The sequence below is a fragment of the Pseudonocardia sp. Ae505_Ps2 genome (assembly GCF_001932425.1).
Taxonomy (GTDB): domain Bacteria; phylum Actinomycetota; class Actinomycetes; order Mycobacteriales; family Pseudonocardiaceae; genus Pseudonocardia.
Window position 1 is genome coordinate 438,966 of the sequence record NZ_MCIP01000001.1, and the last position, 14,162, is coordinate 453,127.

General features: G+C 74.1%; 14 protein-coding genes. 7 read left to right on the forward strand and 7 right to left on the reverse strand.

Going from position 1 to position 14,162, the window contains the following annotated elements; genetic code table 11:
• Positions 1-136: 136 nt before the first annotated feature.
• Positions 137-1,306, reverse strand: coding sequence for an NADP-dependent malic enzyme (locus Ae505Ps2_RS01845; protein ID WP_075310392.1), 1,170 nt, complete (start codon positions 1,304-1,306; stop codon positions 137-139).
• Positions 1,307-1,589: 283 nt separating this feature from the next.
• Positions 1,590-2,594 carry a hypothetical protein gene (locus tag Ae505Ps2_RS01850; protein WP_075310390.1) on the reverse strand — a complete coding sequence of 335 codons (1,005 nt, stop codon included), beginning with the start codon at positions 2,592-2,594 and terminating at the stop codon, positions 1,590-1,592.
• 161 nt (positions 2,595-2,755) lie between these two features.
• On the opposite strand from Ae505Ps2_RS01850, the gene Ae505Ps2_RS01855 reads away from it, so the two are divergent.
• Both Ae505Ps2_RS01855 and Ae505Ps2_RS01860 read left to right on the forward strand, forming a co-directional pair.
• Positions 2,756-3,376: a histidine phosphatase family protein gene (locus tag Ae505Ps2_RS01855; protein WP_075310388.1), complete on the forward strand. Its 621-nt coding sequence runs from the start codon at positions 2,756-2,758 to the stop codon at positions 3,374-3,376.
• A gap of 35 nt (positions 3,377-3,411) precedes the next feature.
• On the forward strand, positions 3,412-3,858 hold the full coding sequence (locus Ae505Ps2_RS01860) for a GNAT family N-acetyltransferase (RefSeq protein ID WP_051050100.1): 447 nt from the start codon (positions 3,412-3,414) through the stop codon (positions 3,856-3,858).
• On the opposite strand, the gene Ae505Ps2_RS01865 is transcribed toward Ae505Ps2_RS01860, so the two are convergent.
• Complete coding sequence (locus Ae505Ps2_RS01865) at positions 3,855-4,283, reverse strand: hypothetical protein (protein ID WP_060710703.1); 429 nt, start codon at positions 4,281-4,283, stop codon at positions 3,855-3,857. The genes Ae505Ps2_RS01860 and Ae505Ps2_RS01865 overlap by 4 nt on opposite strands.
• 83 nt (positions 4,284-4,366) lie before the next feature.
• Here Ae505Ps2_RS01865 and Ae505Ps2_RS01870 point away from each other — a divergent pair, with 83 nt between their 5' ends.
• Both Ae505Ps2_RS01870 and Ae505Ps2_RS01875 read left to right on the forward strand, forming a co-directional pair.
• Positions 4,367-5,317 carry a diacylglycerol kinase family protein gene (locus Ae505Ps2_RS01870; RefSeq protein ID WP_020623034.1) on the forward strand — a complete coding sequence of 317 codons (951 nt, stop codon included), beginning with the start codon at positions 4,367-4,369 and terminating at the stop codon, positions 5,315-5,317.
• A 475-nt stretch (positions 5,318-5,792) separates the two neighbouring features.
• Positions 5,793-6,044, forward strand: a complete 252-nt coding sequence (locus tag Ae505Ps2_RS01875) for a WhiB family transcriptional regulator (protein ID WP_043277332.1) — start codon at positions 5,793-5,795, stop codon at positions 6,042-6,044.
• A 384-nt stretch (positions 6,045-6,428) separates the two neighbouring features.
• On the opposite strand, the gene Ae505Ps2_RS01880 is transcribed toward Ae505Ps2_RS01875, so the two are convergent.
• From Ae505Ps2_RS01880 to Ae505Ps2_RS01890, 3 genes are all read right to left on the reverse strand, one after another.
• On the reverse strand, positions 6,429-7,943 hold the full coding sequence (locus tag Ae505Ps2_RS01880; RefSeq protein ID WP_075312834.1) for a PAS domain-containing sensor histidine kinase: 1,515 nt from the start codon (positions 7,941-7,943) through the stop codon (positions 6,429-6,431).
• A 262-nt stretch (positions 7,944-8,205) separates the two neighbouring features.
• A complete protein-coding gene (gene rsrA, locus Ae505Ps2_RS01885; RefSeq protein ID WP_043277336.1) occupies positions 8,206-8,544 on the reverse strand; it encodes a mycothiol system anti-sigma-R factor in 339 nt (112 codons plus the stop codon).
• A 41-nt stretch (positions 8,545-8,585) separates the two neighbouring features.
• Positions 8,586-9,239: a sigma-70 family RNA polymerase sigma factor gene (locus Ae505Ps2_RS01890; protein WP_084786183.1), complete on the reverse strand. Its 654-nt coding sequence runs from the start codon at positions 9,237-9,239 to the stop codon at positions 8,586-8,588.
• A gap of 309 nt (positions 9,240-9,548) precedes the next feature.
• Here Ae505Ps2_RS01890 and ybaK point away from each other — a divergent pair, with 309 nt between their 5' ends.
• From ybaK to Ae505Ps2_RS01905, 3 genes are all read left to right on the forward strand, one after another.
• Positions 9,549-10,025 carry a Cys-tRNA(Pro) deacylase gene (gene ybaK / locus Ae505Ps2_RS01895; RefSeq protein WP_075310386.1) on the forward strand — a complete coding sequence of 159 codons (477 nt, stop codon included), beginning with the start codon at positions 9,549-9,551 and terminating at the stop codon, positions 10,023-10,025.
• 110 nt (positions 10,026-10,135) lie between these two features.
• The gene (locus tag Ae505Ps2_RS01900; protein WP_075310384.1) at positions 10,136-10,957 is read left to right on the forward strand and encodes an SAM-dependent methyltransferase; all 822 of its coding nucleotides are present in this window, start codon (positions 10,136-10,138) and stop codon (positions 10,955-10,957) included.
• Positions 10,958-10,977: 20 nt separating this feature from the next.
• Entirely contained in the window at positions 10,978-13,179 is a 2,202-nt protein-coding gene (locus Ae505Ps2_RS01905; RefSeq protein ID WP_075553364.1) for a GGDEF domain-containing phosphodiesterase, read from the forward strand.
• On the opposite strand, the gene Ae505Ps2_RS01910 is transcribed toward Ae505Ps2_RS01905, so the two are convergent.
• Entirely contained in the window at positions 13,176-14,123 is a 948-nt protein-coding gene (locus Ae505Ps2_RS01910) for an iron-siderophore ABC transporter substrate-binding protein (protein ID WP_212567599.1), read from the reverse strand. The genes Ae505Ps2_RS01905 and Ae505Ps2_RS01910 overlap by 4 nt on opposite strands.
• Positions 14,124-14,162: the final 39 nt, after the last annotated feature.

Sequence of the window (14,162 nt, forward strand, 5' to 3'; positions counted from 1 at the left end):
TGTGGCGCGCTCGGCGAGCGGTGGCAACCGATCCGACCGTGCGTGGTCGACCGCTCACAGCGCACCGTGCCGTTCGGCGCAGACCCCGATTGCACACGTTTCGTAACCGGGGTTATGGCCGCCCGACGGCCGGCGGTCAGACGGGCGTCGCCGCGGCGCGGGCCACCGCCGCGGCGACGGCCGGGGCCACCCGCGGGTCGAACGGGCCCGGCACGATCTTCTGCGGGGACAGCTCGTCGGCCACGACGTCGGCGATGGCCCGCGCGGCCGCGATCTTCATGTCGTCGGTGATGCGGCGGGCGTGCGCGTCGAGGGCCCCGCGGAAGATCCCCGGGAAGGCCAGCACGTTGTTGATCTGGTTCGGGAAGTCGCTGCGGCCGGTCGCGACGATCGCGGCGTGCCGGGCCGCGACCTCCGGGTGCACCTCGGGATCGGGGTTGGACAGCGCGAAGACCATGCCCTCCGGGGCCATCGTGGCCAGCAGCTCCTCGGGCAGCGTGGCGCTGGAGAGCCCGACGAACACGTCCGCACCGGCCAGTGCCTCGGCGACCCCGCCGGTGACCCCGCGCGGGTTGGTGACGGCGGCCAGGGCGGCCTTCTCCCCGCCACGTCCGGCGTCGACGACCCCGCGCGAGTCCAGCAGGACGACGTCCGAGGCGCCCGCGGTCAGCAGGATGCGGGCGCAGGCGATGCCGGCCGCGCCGGCCCCCGAGATCACGATGCGCAGGTCCGACAGCGAGCGGTCCTGCACCCGGCAGGCGCCGTCGACGGCGGCGAGCAGCACGACGGCGGTGCCGTGCTGGTCGTCGTGCATGACCGGGCAGTCCAGCGCCTCGACCAGGCGCCGCTCCAGCTCGAAGCAGCGCGGCGCGGCGACGTCCTCGAGGTTGACCGCACCGAAGGTCGGTCGCAGCCGCACCAGGGTCTCCACGATCTCGTCGACGTCGGTGGTGTCGAGGACCAGCGGGATCGAGTCGAGCCCGGCGAAGGACTTGAACAGCGCCGACTTGCCCTCCATCACCGGCAGCGACGCGCGCGGCCCGATGTCACCGAGGCCGAGCACCGCGGTGCCGTCGCTGACGACGGCGACCAGCCGGTGCGCCCAGGTGTAGCGGGCGGCCAGCGAGGCGTCGTCGGCGATGGCGCGGCAGACGTAGGCGACGCCGGGGGTGTAGGCGATGGACAGGTCGCGCTCGTCGGCCAGCGGCGCGGTCAGGCCGGTGGCGAGCTTGCCGCCCTCGTGCGCGCCGAACACCTCGTGCCGGTCGGGGGCGGAGCGCGTGGTCGGGTCCTGGGCGAGCGTCATGGGAGAACTCCACGGGTGGTGCGGTACGAGAGCGGCGCACGGACGCGCCTGCCGTCGCACCGGGCGTCGCGGGTTGACGTCGACCTGCTCGCGGTGCCGGACGGCCATCCCGCCCGCCACGCCGGGATAGGGGCGCCGCGCCGGGACGAGCTGTCGGATCTGGCGGCGAGTCTAACCGGGCGCGCGCCGGGAACCGGTCACCCGGCACGTCCGGAGTGGCCACCCGCACACCGAGGGGCGTGCGGCGCCGGTCCCCGGCGGTGCACCGGGTCCGCTCAGCGGGTCAGCGCAGCGGGGCCGGGGTGAGGTCGGGCAGCGGGAGCGCGGGCAGCGACGGGCCGGTGGGCAGCTCGGTCAGCGGCAGCACGCCCGGGGTGAACGGGACCCGCCCGGGGACGACCTCCAGCGCGCCGACGTCGCCGTAGCGCTCGGCGTAGGCCAGCGCGCGGGCGATGTCGGTGACCCCGTTGGTGTTGGTCGGCAGCATCAGGCTCGACAGCAGCCCGAACGCACGGCCGCGCGCGTCGAGGTAGCCCGAGCCCGAGTCGCCCGGGACCCCCGGCGGCGTGGTGGAGACGACGTGGGTGCGCGGCCCCTCCGGCTGCCCGAGGCTCAGCCCCTGCTTGTACGGCGTCGCCACGAGCTGGTTGGGCTGGTAGCTGTAGACCTTCTCCCCCTGTTCGGTGCCGTCGGTGTCGAGCCCGGTCGGGCCGCCGAAGCCGGGGACCGTGGGGTCGGCGACGGCGACGGCCGCCGGGTCGAGGCGGATCAGCGACAGGTCGTTGTAGAGGCACAGCTGCGGGTCGCTCTCCCCGCGGTCCTGCATGACCGCCCAGGAGTTGTAGGCGACCCGTCCGGTGTAGTTCCTGCCGTCGCGGCCGCGGATGCCGACCTCGATGCCCTCCGGCATGACCGGCTCGCTGCAGCCGTCCACCGAGGACATCGCGTCCTCGCCCGCCATGCAGTGCGCGGCCGCGCCCAGGTAGAGCGCCCCGGCGGGCGCTGCCTGGTGCTCGGCGCCGTCGGCCCCGTCCCGGTGTCCGTCCTGCGCGGCGGCCGGGGTGTAGAGGAAGTTGGCGGTGCACAGCTCGGCCCCGCCGGTGACCGGGGTGGCGATCTGCACGCCCGGGCCGATCGCGCCCGCCTGCGCCGCCGGGGCGGACGGCGCGGCCACCGCGGTGCCCGCGGCGGCGGGCGCGGTCAGCGCGACGGTGACCGCGAGGCCGGCCGCGGCGGCGATCCCGGCGATGCGCCGCCGCGAGGGGCGGTGGGAGAACTGCGACGACATGACGCTCCTCGGCTCGTGGTCCGCCACGGATCTCAGCCGAACCGGCCACCCTGCGGGTACGGCGCGCCCGGCGGACTCCCCGGTCGGGGACCGATCCGACCCGACCGGGTGACGTGATCACCGCGAGCGTCCCGCAGCGTCCGCGACTAGCGTCGCCGCACGTGAGCACCGACGCCGATCCCGAGGGACGGATCCTCCTGCTGCGCCACGGCGAGACCGAGTGGTCGCGCACCGGCAAGCACACCGGCCGCACCGACGTCCCGCTGACCGACCAGGGCCGGGTCGCCGCCCGCCGGGTGCGCACCGCGCTGGCCCTGGTCCGCCACGACGCCCCGCCCGCCCGGGTCCTCTGCTCCCCGCGCTCGCGCGCGCGGGACACCGCCGAGCTGGCCGGGCTGCGGGTGGACGCGGTCGACGACCGGCTCGTCGAGTGGGACTACGGCGACAACGAGGGCCGGACCACGCCGCAGATCCGCGAGTCCCTACCGGGCTGGACGATCTGGGACGGACCGTGGCCCGGAGGTGAGACCCCCGACGACGTCGCGGCCCGCGCCGACGCCGTGCTCGCCGACGCACGCGCCCTGCTCGGCGACGGCGATGTCGTGCTCGTGGGGCACGGCCACTTCTCGCGGGTGCTGACGGCGCGCTGGATCGGGTTGCCCACGAGTGGCGGGGTGCACTTCCGCATGGACCCGGCCGGGGTCAGCGTGCTGGGGTTCGAGCGCGGGGTCCCCCGCCTCGACCACGTCAACCAGCGCCCCACCCCAACGGAGGACCAGTGAGCGTCCGGACGGCCACCCCCGACGACGTGCCGGTGATGGTCCGGCTTGTGCACGAGCTGGCCGACTACGAGAAGGCCGCGGACGAGTGCGGGCTGACCGAGGAGCAGCTGCACGCCGCGCTGTTCGGCCCCGACCCGTCGGCCGGGGCCCTGGTCGCCACCGGCGACGACGGCGCGGTCGTCGGCACGGCCATCTGGTTCCGGACCTTCTCCACCTGGGAGGGCGTCGCCGGGATCCACCTGGAGGACCTCTACGTGACCCCCGCCGCCCGCGGCGGCGGGCACGGCGCGGCCCTGCTCGCCGAGCTGGCCGCCGAGGTGGCCCGGCGCGGCTGGAAGCGCCTGGAGTGGAACGTGCTGGACTGGAACACCCCGGCCATCGGCTTCTACCGCTCCGTCGGCGCGGTGCCGAACGAGGGATGGACCACCTACCGGCTCACCGGCGACCCGCTCGTCGCGCTGGCCGGGCGGGCCGGACGCTAGTCCTCGGGGTACTCGTCGCCCATCGACCAGCGGCGGGACTGCTCGCTGATCAGCATCAGGAACGTGAACAGCACGAACAGGCCGCAGACGATGCCCCACACCAGCTGCCGGCTGGGGCCCAGCGCGTAGTAGATGACCGGGAACAGCAGGAGTTGCACGACGATCGCCGGCGTGCGGCAGCCGTGCACCCCGCGGACCAGCCCGTAGCCGACACCGGCCACGGCGGCCGCCATGAGCACGAAGATCCCAGCCTCGGCGAGCCCGTAGTAGAGGCGTGCGCCACCGGCCTCCAGGGCGCGCACGCCGAGCACGACCGCGAGGACGGCGCCGACGAGCCCCTGCGCCGCGACGAGCACCCCCGCCACCCGCACGTTCTCCGGCGGTCGCTCCCGCGTCGCGGGGCGGGCGTCACGGTCATCGGCCACCTCGCGAGGATAGGCCGCCCGGCGTGACGGCCACCGCCGGGCGGCCGACGGACCGCCCGGTGCGCGGTCGATACAGTCGGCCCGTGCGCGCGCTGCTCGTGGTCAACCCTCAGGCCACGTCCACCACCGCCGCCGGCCGGGACGTGCTGACCAAGGCCCTGGCCAGCGAGCTGAAGCTCGACGTCCTGCAGACCCGCTACCGGGGCCACGCGGCGGAGGCGACCGCGGCGGCCGTGGCGGACGGCGTCGAGCTCGTCGTGGCGCTCGGGGGCGACGGCACGGTCAACGAGGTCGTCAACGGGCTCCTGGCCGCGCAGACCGGCTCGGGCAGCGGCGCCCCGCGGCCGGACCCGGACGCCACGGCGATGCTCGCGGTGGTCCCCGGTGGCTCGGCGAACGTCTTCGCCCGCGCCCTGGACATGCCGCGCGACCCGGTCGAGGCGACCGGGCACGTGCTGACCGCGCTGGCCCAGCGACGACGACGGCTGGTCGGCCTGGGCTGGGCCGACGACCGCTGGTTCACCTTCAACGCCGGCATGGGCTGGGACGCCGAGGTCGTGGCCGCGGTGGAGCGCGCCCGCGCGCAGGGCCACGAGGCCAGCCCCGGCCGCTACGCGCTGACCGCGATCGCCCAGTACCTCGCGCAGCTGCGCCGGCCGCCGTCGATGACGGTGGAGCTGCCCGACGCGGCGCCGCTGACCGGGGTGCGGCTGGCGTTCGTCTCCAACACCGACCCGTGGACCTTCCTGTCCGGCCGCGCGGTGCGGACCAACCCCCGCTCGTCGTTCGGCAGCGGGCTGGGGCTGTTCGCCCTCACCGGGCTGAGCCCGCGGACGATCGCCTCGACCCTGCGCCAGATCCTGGCCGCCGACGGCGACCCGCACGGGCGGCACATCGTCCGGCACGACGCGGTCGGCCGGGTGCGGATCACTTCGGAACAGCCCCTCGCGCTCCAGCTCGACGGCGACCACCTCGGAATGCGCACCGACGTGGAATTCCTGAGCGTGCCCGGAGCGTTACGCGTCGTCGTGTGAGACGGACGGTTCGTCGCTCATCGTGCGGGCGCTCTCACACGCTGGAGTGAGCTACCCCGCCATTCACCGATGTGAGCGGACCGTCGGTCCCGTTGGGGCTTATACCAGGCCAAACCCGTGATCCAAGGTGGTCCTACGCAAGCGAGGCCACGAGCAGCGCCGCTCGTGGAGGTTCCGTCCCACCGGGCCGGGCCCCTCACTCAGAGGGTGTCCGGGTCGACACCGTTTTCGGGTGGCCGATTCCGCGTGGGACAGGGACACTGGATCGTGGAACCGGCCCAGGGCGGCTCGAAGTCCCGGGCACAGGTCTGTCTGCGTGCGTTCCCTATGAGGGCGCTCACGTATCCCGCGAGCAGTTCCCCATTGAGGACCGTGGTGGCTCGTGAAAGTATTCACAAGCTGCGAAACATGCACGTAACATCAGCGCACAGACGATCGGCGCGACCCCGATCGCGCACCAGAGGAGAAAGTGATCATGGACTGGCGTCACGACGCGATCTGCCGCGACGAGGACCCGGAGCTGTTCTTCCCGGTCGGCACCAGCGGCCCCGCCCTGATGCAGATCGCGGAGGCCAAGAGCGTGTGCCGGCGTTGCCCGGTCACCGAGTCGTGCCTGCAGTGGGCCCTCGAGTCCGGTCAGGACGCGGGTGTCTGGGGCGGCATGAGCGAGGACGAGCGGCGCGCCCTGAAGCGGCGCAGCACCCGTCCGCGCGCTCGCACCGCGTAGGCAGCCGCCTCCGGGCACTCGCCCGGACCACGGCAGGAACAGCTGTCCCGGGAACAGTCGCTTCGCGCGCCTCGGGCAGTAGCTCCGAGAAGTAGAAGAAGTAGCTCCCCGACCTCGGGCCCGTAGCCGGACGCCACCGGCCACGGGCCCGAGGTGCGTTCGGGGTGATCTGCCACCCCGGTGTGACGGTCGACCACGGTACCGGCGCGACCACGGCACCGGGATCAACGGTCACGGGACGAGCGTATCCGGTGCCCTCCGGGCCCTCTCCCACGCCCCGGGGCACCGGGAGTGACCGGGATCGGTCGTCCGCCGCACCGCAGCGACCGCCCGGGGACGACGGGCGGCGGAACCGTTGCCCCGCCGCCCTCCCATCCCCTGTCCTCAGGAGCCGCCGAGCGGCACCCGGACCACGGCCACCGTGCCGCCGCCCTCCCGGGCCCGCACCTCGATCGTCGCCTCCAGCTCGGAGGTCAGCAGGGTCCGCACGATCTGCAGCCCCAGCCCCTTGGACTTCTCGAAGTCGAAGTCGGCCGGCATCCCGTGGCCGTCGTCGGCCACCGACACCTCCAGCCGGCTCGCCGAGCGCACCGGGCTGACGACCACCTCCCCCGCCGTACCGGGGTCGTAGGCGTGCGCCAGCGCGTTGTGCGTCAGCTCGGCCAGGACCAGCACCAGCGGGGTCGCCTTCGCCGCGGGCAGCGCCCCGAAACCGGGGTCGACGCGTACCCGGGCACGGGACTCGGTCGTCGCGCCGTCGCGGATGGCGGGCAGCACCTTCGGCAGCAGCTCGTCGAGCTCGACGACCTCGGCGACGGAGTAGGCCAGGGCCTCGTGCACGTGCGCGATGGAGGTGACCCGGCGGACCGACTCCTCCAGCGCGCGACCGGCTTCCGGGTGCTCGCTGCGCCGGGCCTGCATCCGCAGCAGCGCCGCGACCGTCTGCAGGTTGTTCTTCACCCGGTGGTGGATCTCGCGGATGGTGGCGTCCTTGCTCATCAACGCCGCGTCCCGGCGGCGCAGGTCGGTCACGTCCCGGACCAGCACCAGTGCGCCCGCCGCGTCGCCGCGGGGGCGCAGCGGCAGTGCGCGCACGAGCATCGTCGCCCGACGGCCCTTGATCTCCATCCGGGTGGACGGGACGCCGTCGAGTGCCTCGTTGATCCGGCCCGCGACGTCCTTCGCGTCGAACGGGTCCAGCACCAGCGCCTTGGTGACCGTCGCGAGGTCGGCCCCGGCGACGTCGCTGGCGTGGCCCATGCGGTGGTACGCCGACAGCGCGTTCGGGCTGGCGTAGGCCACGTTGCCGTGCACGTCGAGGCGGACCAGGCCGTCCCCCGCGCGCGGGCTGCCCTCGGCCGAGCCGGGCGGACCCGACTGCGGCGGGAACGTCCCGTCCACGATCATCTGGCACAGGTCCGAGGCGCTGCCGAGGTAGGCGATCTCCAGCGGGCTCGGGACGCGCGGGGTGGACAGGTTGGTGTCGCGGGACAGCACCGCCACCGTGCGGCCCTTGAACCGCACCGGGATGGTCTCCCGCCGCACCGGCACCTCCAGGTGCCAGCGCGGGTCGTCGTCGCGGCAGATCCGGCCCTCCAGCACCGCCCGGCGCAGCTGGCCGACCTCCACCGGCACCGCCCGGCGTCCGACGACGTCGTCCGGGTGGGCGGTCGGCGCGGTGGTGGGCCGGGCCTGGGCGACGCACAGGAACTGCGCGGTCGCCGCCCGGGAGGCACCGCCGGTCCCCGCGTGGAGGTCGTCCAGCGGCACCCACAGCAGGAAGTCGGCGAAGGACATGTCGGCCAACAACTGCCACTCACCGACCACGCGCTGGAGGTGATCGGCGGTCTCGCCGTCCATCGTCGTGTGCTCGGCGAGCAGCTCGCTCAGCGTGGTCACGATCGCCCATCCCATCACATGCGAGAATCGCCCCTACCAAGCTCCCGCGGCACCGCCGCGGAACCGTGACCCGGACGGGAAGGAGGGTCGAGATGTCCAAGCGTGCACGCAAGCGCCGTGACCGCGCCAAGAAGGGCGCCAACCACGGCAAGAAGCCGAACTGCTGAGCTCGGCGACACCGACGCGAGAGGGCGGGCACCCCGGTGGGAGTGCCCGCCCTCTCGCGTCGGTGGCGGGTCGGCCGCCGGAGCGGCGGTGCCGGTCAGCCGCTGCGGTACTCGGTGCGCTGGTGCGACACGGAGACGCTGGTGCCCTCCGGGCCGCTCTCCACGGTCACCTGGGCCTGCTCGAGCACCGCGGAGCGGATCTGGGACCGCAGCCGGTCCTTGAGCCCGGCCGGGGCCGCCTCACCACCGCACTTGCGGGCCAGCAGCGCCTTCAGCTTCTCGTCGATGCCGTACTCGGCCAGGCAGGGCCCGCACTCGTCCAGGTGCTGCTGGAGCAGGCGTCGCCGCTCCTGGTCGCACTCGTGGTCGAGGAACAGCCACACCTCCGCCAGCACCTCGCTGCACCCGGTGTTCGCGGGCGGGTCCTGGATCATGGGGTTGCGCTCGAGCGGTGCGCCCGAGCCCTCGGCGGCGCTCACGATGCCGTCACCTCCCGGTCCCCGGTCGCGCCGGTGCCCCCGTCGCGGACGAAGCCGCGCTCACGGGCGACGTCGGTCAGCATGTCGCGCAGCTGGCGCCGGCCACGGTGCAGCCGCGACATCACGGTGCCGATCGGGGTGCCCATGATCTCGGCGATCTCCTTGTAGGCGAACCCCTCGACGTCGGCGAGGTAGACCGCCATGCGGAAGTCCTCCGGAAGGCCCTGCAGGGCCTCCTTGACGTCGCTGTCGGGCAGCGCGTCGAGCGCCTCCACCTCGGCCGAGCGCAGACCGGTCGAGCTGTGCTCACCGGCCTGGGCCAGCTGGTAGTCGGTGATCTCGTCGGTCGGCGACTGCAGGGGCTGACGCTGCCGCTTCCGGTACCCGTTGATGTAGGTGTTGGTCAGGATCCGGTACAGCCACGCCTTGAGGTTGGTGCCGCGGCGGAACGACCCGAACGCCGAGTACGCCTTCAGGAACGTCTCCTGCACCAGGTCCTCGGCGTCGGCCGGGTTCCGGGTCATGCGCAGCGCCGCACCGTAGAGCTGGTCGAGCAGCGGCATCGCGTCGCGCTCGAAGCGGGCCGTGCGGTCGGAGACGCTCTCGTCCTCGGGCGCGCGGTTGCCGTCCTCGTCGGCCACGCCGACCATGGCGGCGAGCTCCGCGGGATCGGTCCCTGCCGCACCCGTCTCCGGCTGGTCCGGCTCATCCGGCTGTACTGACAAAGGTTCCCTCTCCAGTGACACGAGTCGCGCGCCGGTGCGGGTCACCGGCACGACGGACGCGTCGGAGGGTACGCGCCCCGGCCGCTCGCGGCCGTCCGGCGGCGCGGCCCCGGGCCTCTCCATCACTGATGTCGTCACCCCCGCAACAACGGTGCGGCGCCGGACGGCATTCCCGTAGGTTCTCCGTCACCCCCCGGGTCGGGACCCCGGGACGAGGACGGGAGGACACCGACGATGGCGGGCAGGGGCACCCCGGCGACGGCGCTGCTGAGCAAGCGTGGGGTGGCGCACGAGCTGCACACCTACACCCACCACGACGGCGCGGGCTACGGCGAGGAGGCCGCCGCCGTCATGGGGCAGGACCCGCGACGGGTGTTCAAGACCCTCGTCGCACTCGTCGACGGGACCATGACGGTCGGGATCGTGCCGGTGTCGGCCCAGCTGGACCTCAAGGCGCTGGCCGCCGCCGCGGGCGGGAAGAAGGCCGTCATGGCCGACGTCGCCGACGCCGAGCGGACCACCGGCTACGTCGCGGGCGGCATCTCCCCGCTGGGCCAGCGTCGGCGGCTGCCGACGGTCCTCGACGTCTCCGCGGAGGAGCACCCGACGGTGTTCTGCTCCGGGGGCAGGCGCGGCCTGGAGATCGAGCTCGCCCCGGCGGACCTGGTGGCACTCACCGGCGCCGTCGTCTCACCGATCGCGACCGGCTGACCGCAGGGGTCACACGGACGGGTCCGATCCGGGCTCCGCGCCAGTAGGGTCGGTCACCGACGGCCCCGGACCGCCGTCGGCACCGTCGAGACGAGCAACGGGGAGCACGCGTGGACCGACCGGAATGGGCGCCCGACGAGGTGGACATGACCAGCCCGAGCGTCGCCCGGGTCTACGACTACTACCTGGGCGGGTCGCACAACTTCGAGGTCGACCGTGCCTTCGCCGACCGGGTGCTCGACGCGCTGCCCGAGATGGCGGCCGTCGCGCAGGCCAACCGGGCGTTCCTGCGCCGGGCCGTGCACCACCTGTGCGCGCGGGGGATCCGCCAGTTCCTCGACCTCGGCTCGGGCATCCCGACCGTCGGCAACGTGCACGAGGTCGCGGCGACCGCCTGCGACGACGCCCGGGTGCTCTACGTCGACAACGACCCGATCGCCGTCGCGCACAGCCGTGCGCTGCTCGACGACGACCCGTCGACGGCCGTCCTCGCCGCCGACCTGACCGACCCGCGACGGGTCCTCGACGACCCCCTGACCCGCAGCCACCTCGACCTGACGCAGCCGGTGGCGGTGCTGCTCGTCTCGGTGCTGCACTTCGTCCCGGACGAGGCCGACCCGGCCGGGATCATCGCCGCCTACGCCGCCGCGACCGTCCCCGGCAGCCACGTGGTCGTCAGCCACGCGAGTGACGAGGGGGGCCTCTCCGGTGCGAGTCAGGCCCAGAACCTCTACAACAGGGACACGTCCCCGAACCGGATGCGGATGCGCGACACCGAGGAGCTCACGGCGCTGTTGGCCGGCCTGGAGCTGGTGGAACCCGGAGTCGTGCGGATCCCGCTCTGGCGTCCGGAGACCCCGGTGGGCCCCGAGGCGCAGCGCTACCCCGGCCTGGCCGCCGTCGCCCGTCACACCGGGCCGCCCGGCGACTGACAGTGGGAGGGAGAGCCGTCATGGCGAAACCCGTCCCCGTCCTGCCCGACGACGGGGGCCCGGGGCCCTCGGCGCTGGCCGACGCCTGGGTCGCCGCGATCGAGGCCCGCAGCTTCGTCTCCGCCGCCCGCGCCGACCTGCACGCGGTGCTGTCCGGCGCGGCCTGGTGGTTCACCGCCGTCGTCGAGGGGCGGGCCGAGGAGACGATGGCCGAGGAGGTCGGCGCCGAGCTGGTCGCCGCGCACCTCACCGACCCGGCCGCCCTGCGCTGCTCGATCGACGTGCTGTCCGAGCACTTCGCCGAGCACACCCTCGACCCGGAGCGGTTCCGCCGCTGGAGCAGGGCGGTCGGGGCGCTGTCGACGGGGTACGCCCGGATGCTGCGCGACCGCACCCGGCTGGAGCAGGAGCGGATCAGCTCGGCCGCGTTCGCCGCACGCGCCGCCGCGGAGGACGCCCGCTGGCGCTCCGAGGCGCGCTACGGCGTGGTGTTCGAGAGCTCCGTGATCGGCATCGGCGTCGCCGACACCGAGGGCCAGATCCTGGAGGCCAACCGCACGCTGACCCAGATGCTCGGCCACCGGCCCGGTGGGCTCGTGGGCCGTTCGGTGTTCGAGTTCATCCATCCCGAGGACACCCCCGAGATGTGGCCGCAGATCGAGTCCATGCTCGCCGGGCGGATCGGGCACGTCCGGATGGAGAAGGCCTACTTCCGGGTCGACGGCGACCAGGTGTGGACCGAGCTGACCGTCTCGCTGGTCCGCTCCCCCGACGGCGAGCCCCGCTACCTCGTCGCGATGGTCTCCGACGTCACCGAGCGCCGCCGCCTGCAGTCACGGCTGCGTCACCAGGCCGAGCACGACCCGCTCACCGGGCTGCCGAACCGCTCGCTGTTCTTCACCCGGCTCGAGACCGCGCTCGCCGGGCCGTACGGCTCCCCCGCCCCGGTCGGGGTCTGCTATCTCGACCTCGACGGCTTCAAGGCCGTCAACGACACCCTCGGCCACGACGCGGGTGACCAGCTCCTGCGCACCGTCGCGCACCGCCTCGACGCCGAGCTCCGCCCGGCAGGGCACACCGTCGCCCGGATGGGCGGCGACGAGTTCGTGGTGCTCGTGGAGCAGTGCACCGGCGTCGAGCAGCTGGCCGAGGTCGCCGACCGGGCGCTGGCCGTCGTCCGGCGGCCGGTGCACGTGCGCGGCCGCGAGGTGGTGGTGTCGGCCAGCATCGGGGTCGTCGCCCGCCCGTTCCGCGACGCCGCGGGCACCGCCACCGGCGAGGACGTCGCCGGTGCCGCGGGCGCCGCCGAGCTCATGCAGGCCGCGGACACCACCATGTACTGGGCCAAGCGCGACGGCCGGGACCGCATCGCGGTCTTCGACCCGGCCCGGCACGCCAACGACGTGCACCTGTTCGAGCTGGCCGGCCGGATGCCGGGTGCGCTGGAGCGCGGCGAGTTCCACCTGGAGTACCAGCCGCTGGTCGCGCTCGACGACGGCGCCGTCGTCGGGGTGGAGGCGCTGGCCCGCTGGCGCACCGCCGACGGCGAGCGGCTCGGCCCGGACGTGTTCATCCCGCTGGCCGAGCAGACCGGCCTGATCGTCCCGCTGGGGCTGCACCTGCTGGAGCAGGCCTGCACCGACGCCCGGTCCTGGGTGGACTCGGGCGCCGACGCGGGGCTGGTGCTCAGCGTGAACGTGGCGGGCCAGCAGCTGCGCAGGCCCGACGCCGTCCTCCGCATCGCCGACGTGCTGGAGCGGACCGGGTGGCCCGCCTCGTCGCTGCAGCTGGAGCTGACCGAGAGCGACCTCATGTCCGCCGCCGGGCGCCCGGTGCAGGCGTTGGAGGAGCTGTCGCGGCTCGGGGTGCGCATCGCCATCGACGACTTCGGCACCGGCTACTCGAACCTGGTCTACCTGCACCGGCTGCCGGTGGACGTGCTCAAGCTGGCCGGGTCGTTCGTCACCGGCCGGGGTGGCGCCTGCCCCGGCGAGGAGGGCCCGGACGACCCGGGCCCCGGCGACGTCGACAGCCCGGTCATCCTCTCGGCGATGATCGAGCTGGCGCACACCCTCGGGCTGACCGTCGTCGCGGAGTCGGTCGAGACCGGCTGGCAGGCCCGCAGGCTGCACGACCTGGGATGCGACATCGGCCAGGGCTGGCACCTGGGGTCGCCACGCCCCGCGGCCGAGCTCGCCGCGCTGCTGGCCGGGGCCCGCTAGGACGGCGGGCCCGGGGCCAGACGCTGCCGCACGTCGTCGACGATCCGGTCGGCGCCCAGCACGCCGATCCCCACCATCCAGGTCTCGTCCTCGACCTCGTGCACCCGGCCGGCGCGGACGGCGGCGGCGGTGCCCCACAACCTGCTCACCGCACCCCGGGCACCGGCCGACGGGTCACCGGCCCGGTCGGTGAAGAACACGACATCGCCGTCGATCTCCGAGGCCATCTCCGGTCCGACCTGCAGCATCGAGTACTCGTTCCAGGCACGGTCGCCCAGTTCGAAGCCCATCGCGGTCAACACGGACCCGGAGAAGCTCCTCGGCCCGTAGAGCCGGAACGACTCCGGCTGGAACCGCACGATCGACGCCGTCCGACCGGGCGCGCCGACCTCCCTGCCCACCTGCTCGGCGCGCAGCCGCCACCCCTCGAGCAGCTCCTCCATCTCGCCGGTGCGCTGCACCGCGGCAGCGGTGACCCGGGCCTGTTCGGTCCAGTCGGTGCCGCTGCCGACCGAGAACACGGTCGGGGCGATCCGCGCGAGTTGCGCGTGGAGCGGGGTGTGCCGCGTGGCCGAGCCGATGATCAGGTCGGGCCGCAACGACGCGACCGCCTCGAGGTCGGGATCGTTGATCGCTCCGGTCGGTCGGGTGCCCGTCAGGCGGTCGGCCAGGTACGGCGGGAACCCGGCCCCGACCGACGACTCACTCGCCCCGACCGGGACGATCCCGAGCGCGACCAGCGCGTCCAGGTGCGGGGAGTCCAGCACCACGACGCGCGACGGCCGCGCCGGCAGCCGCGTCTCGCCCATCGCGTGGGTGACCGTGTAGCCGCCTCCCCCGGACGGGGCCGGCTCGGGCGCCGCGGCGCACCCGGCCACCACGAGCAGCAGCGCGGACAGGACCGCGGCGGCCGCCGACGCTCTCAAGGATCGGATCTTCGACACGGAGGGAACATACCGGGCACATAAGGGTAGGCATACCTT